The following is a 13,553-nucleotide window of genomic DNA, read 5'->3' on the forward strand; positions in this document are numbered from 1 at the left end:
AGATGAGGCAACTGCGAAAGAATTGGCGTTGCAGGTGGCTGCGTTGAATCCTGATTATCTTAATTTTGATGAGGTTCCTGCTGATGAAAAGGCTAAACTTGAGGCGCAGTTTACTCAAGAGCTTAAAGCAGCAGGGAAACCAGAGGCCATGATCGCAAATATCGTGAAAGGAAAGATTGATAAAGCGTTTGCTGATGTGGTGCTTCTTGAGCAGGAATATATCAGAGATGGTGCTAAAAAGGTAAAGGAAATCTTGCCTGCTGGATTTGAAGTAACGAAATTCTATAGATTTACGGTGTAGTTTGCAATTAACAGTGAACAATGAACAGGTAGTGGTATAGCGTTACTTCTTTGTCTTTGATATATTGATTTTCTAAAATCATATCTACTTTCTCGCAGTTTAATTTTGCGCCATTACAATGTACTTTTCGCCCTAAATCCTTAAGGTAGATATTAATTTTTTGATTATTTTTACGAATTTTAATGATTTTAAGTATAATATAAAGTCAACTCATAATATAAAAATTACTTATCTATATAGCAAGTTGGCTTAGAAATAATAAATTTATATTTTAGATTGGACTTTTTTAAGGATTGCTTCTTGGTATCATAAAATTGGCGATAAACGTTATTTTTGATAAAATTTCATCGCTATTTCATGAGGCTATTTTTTGTATTTTAAAACAAATTTCGATAAATTTTATGAAATTTTTAATCACCATTCTGTGATTTTTGAATGCCAATACTCAAAAACTTCTCTTTTAGCCTTTTCAAATTTCGCCCTTTGATAGCTTTGACCAGATTTTACGACATTGCGTAAACGGTGATCTATGCAAAGAGACGGCACTTCTTCGCTAAAACTAATCCTTTCTTCTACATTTAGCTCAGACAAAATAGTTCTAAGCGAGCTTCTAAACCCGTGCATATCCATTACTCCGTCGTAACCTATCTTTTTTTAGAGCCGTGCGCATGCTATTGTCGCTGATTGGCTCGCCGTATTTTACACCCTCAAATACATACCACGATTTTTGCGTACTAAAACCCTTTTGAGCCCTTAAAAACCCTATCGCCGCATCCGTAAATAGGCAAGATAAACTCTTCGCCCATTTTCATGTCATTATCTTTTATTCGCCACTCTTTTTTTAGCAAATCAATATCTTCCCATTTCATAAACCTAGCATTTGACGGCCTAAGGGCATACATAGCTACCCATTTTATACAGTTTTTAACATGAACACCGCCCTAATACTCGTTTATATCGCTTAATAAAATTTTAAATTTATCTATATCTACTATAGCCTTTCTAGGCACTTGCTATACTTTTATAAAATTTTTAGAGAAATTTTGAGAAAGTATATGTGTAGGATTTGCTTCTATGATGCCTTTGATTATCGCAAAGCCAAAAACCTGTTTTAGCCTACCTGGCACTTTTTTAACAGTATCGCTTTTAGTCTTGAAGAGATCTAAGCGCGCTTAAAAACAGCTGAGTCGCTTTTGATAGTTTTTTTATGGTTTCTACATCTACATTCTTTACAATATCAAGCAAATTAAACTCAAATCTACTCATCTCTGATTTTAAGGTTTTAAATTTCTGCGTTTTTAGGGCGTCTTCTTTATATATAGCCCAAAGTTCGCCGAAATTTTCAACAAGAGAGTTATATTTCCGGATACGTTTCTCCTGATTTTATTTTGCGTAGGATTTCGATTACATCATCACCAGCTTGTTTTATGCCATAAACTGCTTTCACCCATTCGCCTAAAGTCTTAGCGGTATAGCTGCAGCCTTCTAGCTGGTATTTAAATTCAAAAATCTTTCCGCCCGTAGCGTAACAAAAAAGTTTTAACCCTTTAACACCTTTCACGCTAAACTCTTTTTTGCCGTCTACTATATTTATACGTTCTATTTCTTTTTCAGTTGCAACTTCCATCCATTATGCCTTTTAGTTTATTTTAAGCCAACTAACACACTTTTTGTGGCCAAATTTTTGGGCTACTAACGCACTTTTTATTGATTTTAGATATTTTAAACCCTAAATTACGGGATTTAAAGCAAAAGTGCGTTAGTAAAAATGCGCTTGAAGCACGATAAAATCGATATTTTATGCAACTAATGCATTTTACGATTCGTAGTTTTTTACAACTAACGCACTTAGTAACGCAGTATTGGGAGGAAACTATAGCAATTTTTAGAGATCAAAAGTAAACAAAATAAGGCACAATATGGCTTAAAACGACGTATTTTTGGTATTTAGATAAACTAGAAAGAAATAGAAAAAACGAGGGAAATAGTATAGTGGCGGACAGAGAGGGATTTGAACCCTCGAGCCCCGGTTAGAAGCTGCACCCTTAGCAGGGGTGTGGTTTCGGCCACTCACCCATCTGTCCACAAAAAGGAAATCGCATTATAATTAAATACCGCTGATATCTTGCTTAAATTTGCATTTTCGCGCCCACCGCTCTCGCGCAAAAAAGCAGCCGCGTAAAACTACTCAAATTTAAACGACTCACCGCGGGTCAAATTCGTAAATTTAATCCTTCCAAAGCCACCATTTTAGCTTGGCTTTGTCTGTATGCGGCGTATTTGCATAGTAGCAAACCATACGGTAAACATAGAGGATACACCTATCACTGCCGCGCCTGAGCGCCTTTGTGCGCTCATACATCTCATCTGGGTCCGCGCCCTTTAATGAAGCGATATCCTCGTAGCCGAGTGCGAGCAGATCCGCCTCGGTCGCCTCGCCGACATAGGGGATTTTCTTAAAATCGCTCAAATTTACCTCAAATTTCTTTTAAGCTCCGCCGAACTCGCCGCTTTGAATGAAATTTCAAATTTCATTCGCGCGCTGCGAAGCTCGCCAAATTTTATCTCGCTACTGCTCTCAGTCACCGCCCGAGCTGTCCTTGCGCGATGAGTTAATTAAAATTCTCGCGCGGAAAATTCTGCTTAAAATGAATTTGCGTCAAATTTTACGCAAGCGCAGGCGTTAAATTTGACCCAAAATCCTCTCGCAAATTTCGCGCGGATCAGCGCTTTGATAGATCGGACGACCGACCACGATAAAATCAGCCCCCGCCTCGCGCGCGACGCCCAGATCCGCCACTCGCTTTTGATCCCCCGCACTCTCGCCAAACGGCCTTACGCCCGGGCAGAGCGTGATAAAATTTGCGCTCGTAGCGTCCTTTATCAAGCGGCTCTCGAATGCCGAGCAGACCATGCCGTCAAGGCCCGCTTGGTAGCTCATCACGCCAAATTTTCGCACGGCGCCGCTTAAATTTTGCTCGTAAACCGCGCTAAATTCCGCCTCGTCAAAGCTAGTTAGCGCAGAAACCGCTAGCACCAGCGGACGCGAAGCTAGCCTGTCCAGCCGTTCCATCACCGTAGCCATCGCGCGCTTGCCGCTACTTGCGTGCACATTTATCATATCTACGCCGAGCCTGGCGATCTCCTCGGCGGCGTCGGCCATCGTGTTTGGGATGTCGTAGAGCTTTAGATCGAGGAAAATTTTAAAATCCCCGAGCTTTTTTAGCTCCTCGATAAAGCCCGCTCCGTCGCGCAAATAAGCTCGCAGACCAACTTTAAGCCAAATTTTATCCGAAAAGTCCGCAAGCCGCTCCGCCAGTTGCAAGCACTCCTGCTTCGAGCCCAGATCAAGCGCGACGCAGAGCTTCACAGATCGGCCTTTAGCGCATCTAGCACGCCGTTTATAAATTTCGGCGCCGAGTCGCCGCCCAGCTCTTTGCCAAGCTCGATGCCCTCGTTTATGATGACGGCCTTATCGGTCGGGGTAAATTTCATCTCGTACGCCCCCAGCCTAAGCACGGCGCGCTCGATACTGCCGATCTCGTTTATCTTCCACTCTTTTAGGCGCGCGTTTAGTAGCCCGTCAAGCTCATCTGCGTGCTCCAAAATGCCGTGAAAAAGCGACAGTGCAAGGCTTCGCTGATCGTTTCTGATCTTTTTTTCTTCTAAAAATTCCTCAACGAACTCCTCGTTGCAGCTGCCCATTTCGCGCGCGTATAGTAGCGAAACGACGGCCTGCCTGACCTGATGACGAGTTGCCATTTTACGCCTCCAAATTTTTATACAAGCTTAGCATCTCGATCACGCCCGTCATCGCTTCAAAGCCCTTGTTTCCGGCCTTTGAGCCAGCTCTCTCGATGGCCTGCTCGATGCTATCTACCGTTAGCACGCCAAACGTCACCGGTTTGCCGTACTTTAGCGTGACGTTTGCGATGCCCTTGGTGGTCTCGGCGCTAACGTAGTCAAAATGAGGCGTAGAGCCGCGGATCACCGCTCCCACGCAGCAAACCGCGTCAAATTTACCGCTAGCTAGAGCTTTTTCTAACGCCATCGGTATCTCAAACGCGCCCGGCACCAAAATGAGGCTCAAATTCGCCTCATCCCCGCCGTGGCGCAAGAACGCATCTCTCGCGCCCTCGACTAGCCTATCGGTGATGATGTGATTAAATCTCGCGCCCACTATAGCGATCTTCTCGCCACCTTTTAAAGCCAAATTTCCTTCGATTATTTTCATGTCTGCTCCTTAAATTTCTATCCGTTGTAGTCCGTGTCACGCGTGATGATGACCTTGTAGCTAGGGTAGGCGCTGCTTACTTGCGATAAAATTTTGCGGTAGAGTGCCGAGCTATCTGGTGCGTTAAAGTCTATGACGATATCAAACGTGATCGTGTTTGTCTCTTTATTTATGTAAAATCCATGCATTTGCTTTATAAATTTATGCCCAAAAACTATCTTTTCGACGTTTAGCCTTGTTGCGTTGTCCTCTTTGTCAAATGCATAGATGCCAATGGTATCTAAAACAATGTTAAATTTCGCAAAAATTTCATTTTGTATGCGTCTAGTAAGCGCGTCTATTTGCGCAGCGCTCATGTCGTGCGCCACCTCTATATGCACGCTGCCTAGCTTCTTGTCTGGGCCGTAATCGTTAAATATAAGATCATACGCCCCAAGCACGCCGTCAAACGAGCCTATGCACTCATAAATTTGCGAGCTGTCGCTGTTAGGCATCCTCGCGCCTAAAATTTTATCTATCGCGTCACGTAAAATTTCAAGTGCCGCCTTGATAAGAAGTAGCGATATGACCACGCCAAGATACGCCTCAAGGCTAGCGCCAAAAAACACAAAGACCAAAGCCGCCAAAAGCGTACCAAGCGAGATGAGAGCATCAAATTTCGCGTCCACTCCGCTTGCTATGAGCGAGTCGGAATTTACCTTTTGTCCAACCCTTTGCGTGTAAAGACCAAGCGCAAATTTGACCACAATCAAAATGGCGATTAGCACGAGTGAGATGAGATCGTAGCTTGGAGCACTTGGAGAGATGATCTTTTTAGCCGACTCGACCACGGACGTGCCGCCTGTGTAAAGTATGATCACGCCTATAACGATAGCCGTTAGATACTCCACTCTGCCGTAGCCAAATGGATGCTCTTTGTCGGGGCTTTTCCCGGCTATTTTTATGCCGACAATGGTAATGACCGACGAAAGCGCGTCGCTTAGGTTATTTACTGCGTCTAAGATGATAGCGATCGAGCCGCTAGCAAAACCCACTACCGCCTTTATAGCCGCTAAAATGGCATTTGCCACTATGCCTATGAGGCCCGTTTTTACGATGGTTTTATCTCGCGACGTGACCTGCTCTACTACCTCCAAATTTGCCCCTTAGATTATTTTTAACATTATCGCGCTTAGCGTTATCAGCGATAGATAAAACGCCTTTTGCGCGCTCATTTTTTCTTTATCAAACACTATACCCACGCCCACGGCCCCGACCGCTCCGATGCCCGTCCAGATCGCGTATGCCACCGACATCGGCATCGCCTGCATCGCGTAGCTCAAAAGCCAGAGCGAAATGGCAAAATTTGCAACTAAAATCAAAAAATTCGCCGCCTTTTTCACGCCGAAGCTTTTTTGAAATTTGGTTAGAAAAAATACGCCCGAGACTTCGCAACACCCGGCCGCCAAAAGAGCCAAAACATGCGTCAAGATTTTAGCCTTTTTAACCCCAGCACGCCCGCGATCAGCGTCGCTATGAAAAATAGCCGCAAGAGATCTGGCGTCTGGCCGCTCGCGCGAAATTCGCTCACGATCTCGGCGATCACGACGAAAAACGCCCCAAGCCCCACAAACACGGTGTATGTGATACTAATGGGCAAGTATTTCATCGCCATGATAAAGGACGTAAAGCTAACGCAAACGAGCATCGCAGTTAGCACTATCTCCGGCGCGCTTGATGCGTGCTTTAGCCCATACGCCCAGCCGCACTCGGCGACCGCGCCGCCTAACACCCACAAAAAGCCCTTAGTTTGCATCGCCCAGGGCGTCTTTTATCTTAAAAATTTGAGCGATATTTGCGTCTAGTTCGTCCAAATTTAGCATATTCGGCCCGTCGCAAAGCGCCTCGCAAGGATTTACGTGCGTCTCGTAGAAAAATCCGTCCACGCCCGCAGCCGCCGCAGCTCGCGCTAGATACGGCACAAATTTCGCATCTCCGTCGCTTTTTTCGCCAAGAGCCGATGGCATCTGCACGCTGTGAGTTGCGTCGAAAATCACGGGCGCAAATTCGCGCATAAGCACCAAATTTCGCATATCTACGACTAAATTTCCATATCCAAATGTACTTCCACGCTCCGTTAGCCAGACTCCGTTTTGCTTAGCAACCTCGTATCCATCGCCCTTTACGCCGCGCGCTTCTAACACTTTTTTAACAGAGTGTTTCATCGCGGACGCTGCCAAAAACTGCCCTTTTTTGATATTTACGACCGCTTTTGTCTTAGCCGCAGCCACGAGTAGATCGGTCTGGCGGCATAAAAATGCAGGTATTTGCAGCACGTCCGCCACTTCGCCTACAGGACCAGCCTGATAGCTCTCGTGGATATCGGTTAAAATTTTAAAGCCGAACTCCTTTTTTACCTTGGCTAAAATTTCGCACCCTTTTTCAAGTCCAGGCCCGCGAAACGAGCTTATACTCGTGCGATTTGCCTTGTCAAAGCTTGATTTGAAATAAAAATCTATCCGCTTATCTTCGTTAAATTTAACTAGCCTTTTTGCCACGTCAAAAACGAGCTGTTCGCTCTCGATGACGCAAGGCCCTGCTATTAGTATCATATTTCTCCTTTATTTATCTCTATATTTTTTGATCCAGTCGATCAGATAATCCCTATTATAAGAAGACCTCATTGGATTATCAATCCATTGCGAACAAAGTTTATATTTTACTCCATCTATTAATAATGGAATTTTGTAATATCTTTCTTTTTTATGTTCACTATCTTCTCTTACAAGAGCCGCAAAATATAATTTCAATTTGCTTTTACTATACTGTTTGTCTTGAAGTCTATTTATCTCACCAGCATCCACTTTGCCGCCTTCTAAAATTTCCCTCATGACTGTATCAGCTATCGACCCAGCTTTTTTATTATGGTAATCTCCTTGATTGTTTTCTGAAATAGCACAACCTTTATTGTTCGCAGACAATTTTTGTTCTATTTTTTTAGATTTCTCTATATCCTTTAAATTCTCCTCAAACAAAGACAACATCTGATAAGAACGCATAAAAAGCTCTGCTGTGTCGGCTATATTGCCACTTACTTCCAAAATAGATCTTAAGACGGAATTTAAAAAGTCATCATTAGCAATTATTCTAAAATCAAATTCAAACCCCATTTCAAGCATCATCTCATTTAGATCAATAAAGCAAGGTTGTAGGGCGTATAAAATTTGTTTGTTTATTTTTGGAGATGCAAAAATAATATTGGCTTTTTTAACACCGAAATATCCATAAATACACATAGCTGTTCTTATGCATTTTTTTACAACTCTCGCCACCGTTTCGTCAAGACCGCCGTAGTTTAGTCCGGACTCATGAAAGGCAACATCAACCGCATAAATTTCATTTATACCATCATTGGCGCAAATACCCAAAGCATCACATTCAGCCTGTTGTAAAATCTGTTTTAAAGAGGTATTTTGCTTGTAAATTTTATATCCGTATTTATCAAAAAAAAATTTATCCGTTCTCGATATAATTTTTTCTAGTTCGTCCGCAAATTTTAGCTCCCATTTCGGCGAAATTTTCCAATTAGTTTGCACTATTTGGCACTCTTTGACGTGGCGAAGCCAGGAGTAAAATAAAGATTCGCCCATTTCTATTTTCATAAAAATTATCTCTCCCTTGCTACGATTATTCCGCTGATAACGACCAGCATTATACCAAAAAACGCCGCCACATTAGGTAGCGTATCGCCCATAAAAAAGCCCACTACTAGCGAAAATACGACATCCATGTAGCTTATCGCGGCGACAGAGCCCGCCTTTTTGCTCGCCGCATACGCCTTCGTCATATAAAGCTGGAAAAAATAGCCCGCAAGCCCCATCAGCACGATGAGGATTACGCCTTTAAAATTTGGCTCCACAAAAGGCGAAAGCAAAAAATCCAAAGGCTCAAATTTGACCCACTCCGCAATACCCATCAAAAGCATCGGCAGAGCCGTTCCCCACGCCATAAAGCTAAGCACGATGACGCTCGTGTCGTAGCTTTTTCGCAGAGTTCTGACGCTAAGCATCGCAAGCGCCGCCCCCACGCCGCTCCAAAGCCCCAGCCAGTCGGTTTTGCTGATGCCTAAATTTGGCTGGATGATAAAAAGTATGCCGATAAAGCCAAGAAATATCGCGCCCCAGCCTTTTTTGCTAAGCGCTTCTTTTAAGAAAATTGCCGCAAAAATCACCGTGAAAATGGGGCTGGTTTTTTGAAAAGTATAGGCCGCGCCTAAATTTATATGAGCGATGTTGTAAAAAAGAGCAAAAAGCGCGATCGTACCGATAAATCCGCGAAACATCAGCACCAAAAGCTGCCCGCCCTTTTGATGCGTCGGCGGCCTTTTGTAAATCGCGTAAAGCACGATAGCAAGACCGACAGCGTTTCTAAAAAATACGACCTCGATGCTAGACATCTGCTCGCTCAAAACCTTCGCAAAGCCCCCGACGGCAGCAAAAAACATACACGCGATGATCATATAATAAGCGCCCAAATGGTGCAAAACGTATCTACGAAACAAAATTTTTCCTTTAAATTTGGTCATATTGTAGTGCAAAACGGCTTAAATTTATAAACAATGTAAGCAAAAAATTTGTATAATTGGGATTTAACGCGGCGAATTTCGCCGTAAATATAACGGGATTTTTAAGGGAAAATTTTGCAAAAGATAATTTTAGTCGGCAAGCCAAACGTCGGCAAAAGCTCGCTTTTTAACCGCCTAGCCGGTAGACGTATAGCCATCACCAGCGACGTTAGCGGTACGACGCGAGATACGAATAAAACGATTATAGAAATTTACGACAAAAGCTGCGTTTTGATCGACAGCGGCGGCCTTGACGACAGTAGCGAGCTCTTTAAAAACGTCAAGGCAAAAACGCTGGCCGAAGCTAGAAGCTCGGACGCGATCATCTTCATGGTCGACGGCAAAATGATGCCTAGCGACGAGGACAAAGCCCTATACTACGCGCTTTTAAAGCTAAATTTACCGACCGCGCTCGTAATCAACAAAGTCGATAGCAAAAAAGACGAGCTACGAAGCTACGAGTTTGCAAATTTCGGCGCGAAAACGAGCTTTGCTATTTCAGTCAGCCACAACGCGGGCATCGACGAGCTAGCGGACTGGATCTATAAACAGCTAAAAGACGAGATCAGGCCCGACACGGGCGAGGATCTGGATGAGTTTTTAGAAAATTTCGGCGACGACGGCGAGGTGGTTAGGGAGATGTCGGCTCGCGAGGACTATGAACGCAAAAATATCCAAGTAGGCATCATAGGACGCGTAAACGTCGGCAAAAGCTCGCTGCTAAACGCGCTAGTAAAAGAATCTCGCGCGGTGGTGAGCGACATAGCCGGCACGACGATAGACCCGGTAAACGAGACTTTCGTCTATGAGGATAGGATTTTTGAGTTCGTAGATACCGCAGGCATCAGAAAACGCGGCAAAATAGAGGGCATCGAAAGATACGCGCTAAACCGCACCGAGTCTGCGCTCGAGCTCGCCGACATCGCGCTTTTGGTGCTTGATAGCTCCGAGCCGCTAACCGAGCTTGACGAGCGTATAGCGGGCCTTGCGGCCAAATTTGAGCTCGGCGTCATCATCGTGCTAAACAAATGGGACAAAAGCGAGGAGGATTTTGATAAATTTAGCCGAGAAATCAGGGATAAATTTAAATTTCTCGCCTACGCGCCGATCATCAGCGTTTCGGCTCTGGGCGGCAAAAGAGTGCATAAAATTTACCCGCTGATTTTAGAAGTTTACAAAAACTACACGCAAAAAATCCAAACCGCAAGGCTAAACGAAGCCATCGAAGAGGCGGTAAAAGCGCACCCGATACCGCGCGAAAAGGGCAAAAGCGTAAAAATTTACTACGCGGTGCAGTTTGGTTTCGCGCCGCCAAAAATCGCGCTAGTTATGAACCGCCCGCGCGCCCTGCACTTTAGCTACAAGCGTTATCTAACGAACAAACTGCGCGAGAAATTTGATCTATCAGGCACTCCAATCGTGCTGATACCTAAAAATCGCAGCGGCTCGGACGAGGAAAACGAGGGAAAAAGTGAGTAAAAATCTAGTTTTCATCGGCTTTATGGGCGTTGGCAAGGGCACGGTAGCAAGGCATATCGCGAAAAAAACGGGCAAACTGTTTTTAGACACCGACGAGCTGATCGAAAGCGAGCAAAATTTAAAAGTACGAGAAATTTTCGAGAAAAAAGGCGAGGAGTATTTTAGAAAATGCGAAGCAAAACTCGCTAAAAAGCTGGCCAAAAACGTCAAATCCTCGGTGATAGCGGCTGGCGGCGGCTTTGCAAAGGGCAAAGGCCTTAAAAAAATCGGCAAAATCATCTATCTAAAATCAAGTTTCGAGGCGATTTTAAAACGAATAGATGAAAGCGGCGAAGCGCAGATGCACTACGCCAAGCGCCCGCTTTTAAAGGATTTAAACGCAGCCAAAAAGCTTTTTGACGAGAGAAAAAAGATGTATAAAAGCGTCGCCGATCTCATAATCGACGTCGAAGGCAAAGGGCTAGAGCAAGTCGCGAAAGAGATCGATACGGAACTAAAATCAAGAAAAAGGACTAAGTAAAATTTCGGTTGAAATTTGAGCGTAAATTTTAAAATTTGCGGCTTTAAATTTCTTTTTTAAATTTGAGCGGTTTAAATTTAATGCGAAAGCGTTTGGTCGTATCGGCGCGAAAATTCGGAGCAGTTCGTATCGCTGAAAATTAAACGGTAAACGTCGAATTTTTAAGCGAGTTAAAAATTCGAGTCTAAATTTAACGAATTGCAAAATTTATAACAAAAAAGACAGATAAAAAATTTTTAAATTTGCAGATTGTAAAATAGCCGTGCAAATTTTATAAAAGCAAAAAATAAGGCGCGATATTTTTTCGCTAGACGCGGCAGATTTTACTTTGCGAATGAGGCGCACTTGTCGTGCGTCGCAGTGAAGCGAAGCAAAGTCTAACAAAGTAAAGCGGAAAAAGATAAGCCGCAAAAAAGGATAAAATTTGAGAGTACTAACCGGCCTCCAACCAAGCGGAAAGCTGCATTTAGGCAACTATTTTGCCTCGATAAAGCAGATGGTTGATATGCAAGAAAAAAACGAAATGTTTATGTTTATAGCAAACTACCACGCGATGACCAGTCTTAGCGAGGCAAAGGCGCTAAAACAAAATACCTTTGACGCTGCGTGTGCCTTTTTGGCGCTTGGGATCGACCCAAACAAGAGCATTTTCTGGGTGCAAAGCGACGTTAAGGACGTGCTTGAGCTTTACTGGGTGCTAAGCCAGCACACGCCTATGGGGCTACTTGAGCGCGCACACAGCTACAAAGACAAGGTCGCAAAGGGCCTTAGCTCGCACCACGGACTCTTTAGCTACCCGGTTTTGATGGCAGCTGATATCTTGCTTTATAACGCGCAGGTCGTGCCTGTGGGCAAAGACCAGATCCAGCACGTAGAGATCGCGCGTGATATCGCTATCAAATTTAACAACGAACATGGCGAGATTTTCACTCTGCCTGAAGCAAAGATCGATGAAAACGTCGCTACCGTGCCTGGCACAAACGGCGAAAAGATGAGCAAAAGCTACGGCAACACGATCGATATCTTCGCCGACGCCAAGACGCTTAAAAAGCAAATTTCAAGTATCGTGACTGATGGCACACCGCTTGAAGAGCCAAAGCAGTGGCAAAACTGCAACGTTTATAATATCGCAAAGCTATTTTTAGACGAGAGCGGACAGCGCGACTTACAGGCTAGATATGAGCGTGGCGGCGAGGGGCACGGACACTTTAAAGCCTATCTAAACGAGCTTGTTTGGGAATATTTCAAAGAGGCGAGAGAGAAATTTGAGTATTATCAAAATAACCCTAACGAGGTGGCTAAAATTTTAGATCTAGGTGCTAAAAAAGCCCAAAATATAGCTCACACAACGATAAAAAAAGTGCGTGAAGCGGTTGGAATTTATAGATAAGGAAAAAAATGCAAAATTTATACCCATATGCACAGATAGTTCATCTTTTTTGTGCGATCATATTTGTTGGTTACCTCTTTTTTGATGTGGTCATCTTAAGAGCAGCGAGTAAAAAGCTGCCACCAGAGCTTGCGCAAAAAGCAAAGCAAGCCATCGGCTCAGTGGCCATTAGGATTATGCCTATTTGTCTGCTACTTTTGGTGCTAACTGGTGGCATGATGATGAGTAGTTTAGTCGGCAGCAAGGTTGGAGGCTACTTTGAGACAAATTTACAGATCGCTTTTATGATCAAATTTTGCTTAGCGATGGTGATCGTGGCTGCGGTTATAGTAAATTTGAGCTGCAAATTTATATTTAAGCGCCCTAGCCCACTTGGTAACATCCACCCTATCGCACTTACGCTTGCGGTGGCGATCGTCCTGCTTGCAAAAGTTATGTTTATGGTTTAAATTTAGAGGCTAATTTTGCCTCTAAATCATAAAGACTTTTTTATAACTTCTAAGATTTTTTCATTTTCAAATTGAGTTTCAAACTTCACGTCAAATCCACTATTACTAAAGAGCTCTTGCGCATGCTTAATCTTTTGCTTCTCGCTTAGCGCAAGTTCGCTTTTAGGTTTATTTTTGGTTTCTATGATGAAATTTAGTCTGCTTTTACCATCTTTTTTATTGATTATGTAAGCAAAATCTGGCGAATACGTACCGCCACCTGCTACTGGAATTTTTATCGAATTCTTTGGGATTTTTGTAAATACAACCACCTCCGAGATCTCCTCAATGATATTTTCTTTCTCAAGTTCTGAGTCATAAAATATCTCATCAAATAAATACTCTCTTGCGGTCTCGCCTTTAATGCTTTGCACCCCAAGATCTTTAGGGCTTACGTCTTTTACATCTCCTTTTTCATCAGTAAATTTTGTTGGATGCACGCTACTTTCTACTTTTTTATAAGAGATGCTAAATTTGCTTATCGCATTCTCTAGCAAGTAGCCATTAAATTCATTTTTTAAGATATGTATTGTAGATA

At 43.4% G+C, this 13,553-nt stretch carries 17 protein-coding genes, 1 tRNA gene and 2 pseudogenes; 5 read left to right on the plus strand and 15 right to left on the minus strand.

All coding sequences use genetic code 11. The features are described from left to right. A pseudogene (locus tag Q0200_RS02260) lies at positions 1 to 301 on the plus strand (elongation factor Ts); the annotation flags it as partial. A gap of 414 nt (positions 302 to 715) precedes the next feature. On the opposite strand, the gene Q0200_RS02265 reads toward Q0200_RS02260, so the two are convergent. From Q0200_RS02265 to Q0200_RS02330, 14 genes are all read right to left on the minus strand, one after another. Next, positions 716 to 931 (minus strand): hypothetical protein, encoded by a 216-nt coding sequence (locus Q0200_RS02265; RefSeq protein ID WP_297937218.1) that lies wholly within the window; start codon positions 929 to 931, stop codon positions 716 to 718. Between the two features lie 104 nt (positions 932 to 1,035). Then, on the minus strand, positions 1,036 to 1,203 hold the full coding sequence (locus Q0200_RS02270; RefSeq protein WP_297937220.1) for a hypothetical protein: 168 nt from the start codon (positions 1,201 to 1,203) through the stop codon (positions 1,036 to 1,038). Between the two features lie 452 nt (positions 1,204 to 1,655). Next, complete coding sequence (locus Q0200_RS02275; protein ID WP_297937222.1) at positions 1,656 to 1,928, minus strand: hypothetical protein; 273 nt, start codon at positions 1,926 to 1,928, stop codon at positions 1,656 to 1,658. A 366-nt stretch (positions 1,929 to 2,294) separates the two neighbouring features. Beyond that, positions 2,295 to 2,385 (minus strand) — tRNA-Ser (locus Q0200_RS02280). A 143-nt stretch (positions 2,386 to 2,528) separates the two neighbouring features. Continuing rightward, positions 2,529 to 2,771, minus strand: coding sequence for a helix-hairpin-helix domain-containing protein (locus Q0200_RS02285; RefSeq protein ID WP_297937224.1), 243 nt, complete (start codon positions 2,769 to 2,771; stop codon positions 2,529 to 2,531). Positions 2,772 to 2,984: 213 nt separating this feature from the next. Beyond that, a complete protein-coding gene (gene pyrF / locus Q0200_RS02290) occupies positions 2,985 to 3,671 on the minus strand; it encodes an orotidine-5'-phosphate decarboxylase (RefSeq protein ID WP_366118127.1) in 687 nt (228 codons plus the stop codon). After that, complete coding sequence (nusB, locus tag Q0200_RS02295) at positions 3,668 to 4,063, minus strand: transcription antitermination factor NusB (protein WP_297937226.1); 396 nt, start codon at positions 4,061 to 4,063, stop codon at positions 3,668 to 3,670. Before nusB ends, pyrF begins: the two co-directional genes overlap by 4 nt. Position 4,064: 1 nt before the next feature. Continuing rightward, the gene (gene ribH / locus Q0200_RS02300; RefSeq protein WP_103576413.1) at positions 4,065 to 4,535 is read right to left on the minus strand and encodes a 6,7-dimethyl-8-ribityllumazine synthase; all 471 of its coding nucleotides are present in this window, start codon (positions 4,533 to 4,535) and stop codon (positions 4,065 to 4,067) included. 17 nt (positions 4,536 to 4,552) lie between these two features. Beyond that, a complete protein-coding gene (locus Q0200_RS02305; protein ID WP_297937231.1) occupies positions 4,553 to 5,671 on the minus strand; it encodes a cation diffusion facilitator family transporter in 1,119 nt (372 codons plus the stop codon). 9 nt (positions 5,672 to 5,680) lie between these two features. Beyond that, positions 5,681 to 6,004: an SMR family transporter gene (locus Q0200_RS02310; RefSeq protein ID WP_297937234.1), complete on the minus strand. Its 324-nt coding sequence runs from the start codon at positions 6,002 to 6,004 to the stop codon at positions 5,681 to 5,683. Beyond that, positions 6,001 to 6,330: an SMR family transporter gene (locus tag Q0200_RS02315; RefSeq protein ID WP_297937237.1), complete on the minus strand. Its 330-nt coding sequence runs from the start codon at positions 6,328 to 6,330 to the stop codon at positions 6,001 to 6,003. The genes Q0200_RS02310 and Q0200_RS02315 overlap by 4 nt, the downstream gene beginning before the upstream one ends. Further along, positions 6,320 to 7,126, minus strand: a complete 807-nt coding sequence (gene kdsA, locus Q0200_RS02320; RefSeq protein WP_297937239.1) for a 3-deoxy-8-phosphooctulonate synthase — start codon at positions 7,124 to 7,126, stop codon at positions 6,320 to 6,322. The genes Q0200_RS02315 and kdsA overlap by 11 nt, the downstream gene beginning before the upstream one ends. A 9-nt stretch (positions 7,127 to 7,135) precedes the next feature. Then, positions 7,136 to 8,176 carry a hypothetical protein gene (locus tag Q0200_RS02325; protein ID WP_297937242.1) on the minus strand — a complete coding sequence of 347 codons (1,041 nt, stop codon included), beginning with the start codon at positions 8,174 to 8,176 and terminating at the stop codon, positions 7,136 to 7,138. 5 nt (positions 8,177 to 8,181) lie between these two features. Next, positions 8,182 to 9,111: a DMT family transporter gene (locus tag Q0200_RS02330; protein ID WP_297937245.1), complete on the minus strand. Its 930-nt coding sequence runs from the start codon at positions 9,109 to 9,111 to the stop codon at positions 8,182 to 8,184. A 102-nt stretch (positions 9,112 to 9,213) separates the two neighbouring features. Here Q0200_RS02330 and der point away from each other — a divergent pair, with 102 nt between their 5' ends. From der to Q0200_RS02350, 4 genes are all read left to right on the plus strand, one after another. Beyond that, on the plus strand, positions 9,214 to 10,617 hold the full coding sequence (der, locus tag Q0200_RS02335) for a ribosome biogenesis GTPase Der (protein WP_297937248.1): 1,404 nt from the start codon (positions 9,214 to 9,216) through the stop codon (positions 10,615 to 10,617). Then, positions 10,610 to 11,137, plus strand: a complete 528-nt coding sequence (locus tag Q0200_RS02340; RefSeq protein ID WP_297937251.1) for a shikimate kinase — start codon at positions 10,610 to 10,612, stop codon at positions 11,135 to 11,137. The genes der and Q0200_RS02340 overlap by 8 nt, the downstream gene beginning before the upstream one ends. A gap of 424 nt (positions 11,138 to 11,561) precedes the next feature. Then, positions 11,562 to 12,527 (plus strand): tryptophan--tRNA ligase, encoded by a 966-nt coding sequence (gene trpS / locus Q0200_RS02345; RefSeq protein ID WP_297937254.1) that lies wholly within the window; start codon positions 11,562 to 11,564, stop codon positions 12,525 to 12,527. Positions 12,528 to 12,535: 8 nt separating this feature from the next. After that, complete coding sequence (locus Q0200_RS02350; RefSeq protein ID WP_297937257.1) at positions 12,536 to 12,976, plus strand: copper resistance protein CopD; 441 nt, start codon at positions 12,536 to 12,538, stop codon at positions 12,974 to 12,976. 26 nt (positions 12,977 to 13,002) lie between these two features. Here Q0200_RS02350 and Q0200_RS02355 read toward each other — a convergent pair. Next, positions 13,003 to 13,553 (minus strand): annotated as a pseudogene (locus tag Q0200_RS02355) (type III restriction-modification system endonuclease); the annotation flags it as partial.

The sequence above is a fragment of the uncultured Campylobacter sp. genome (assembly GCF_938045225.1).
Lineage (GTDB): Bacteria > Campylobacterota > Campylobacteria > Campylobacterales > Campylobacteraceae > Campylobacter_A.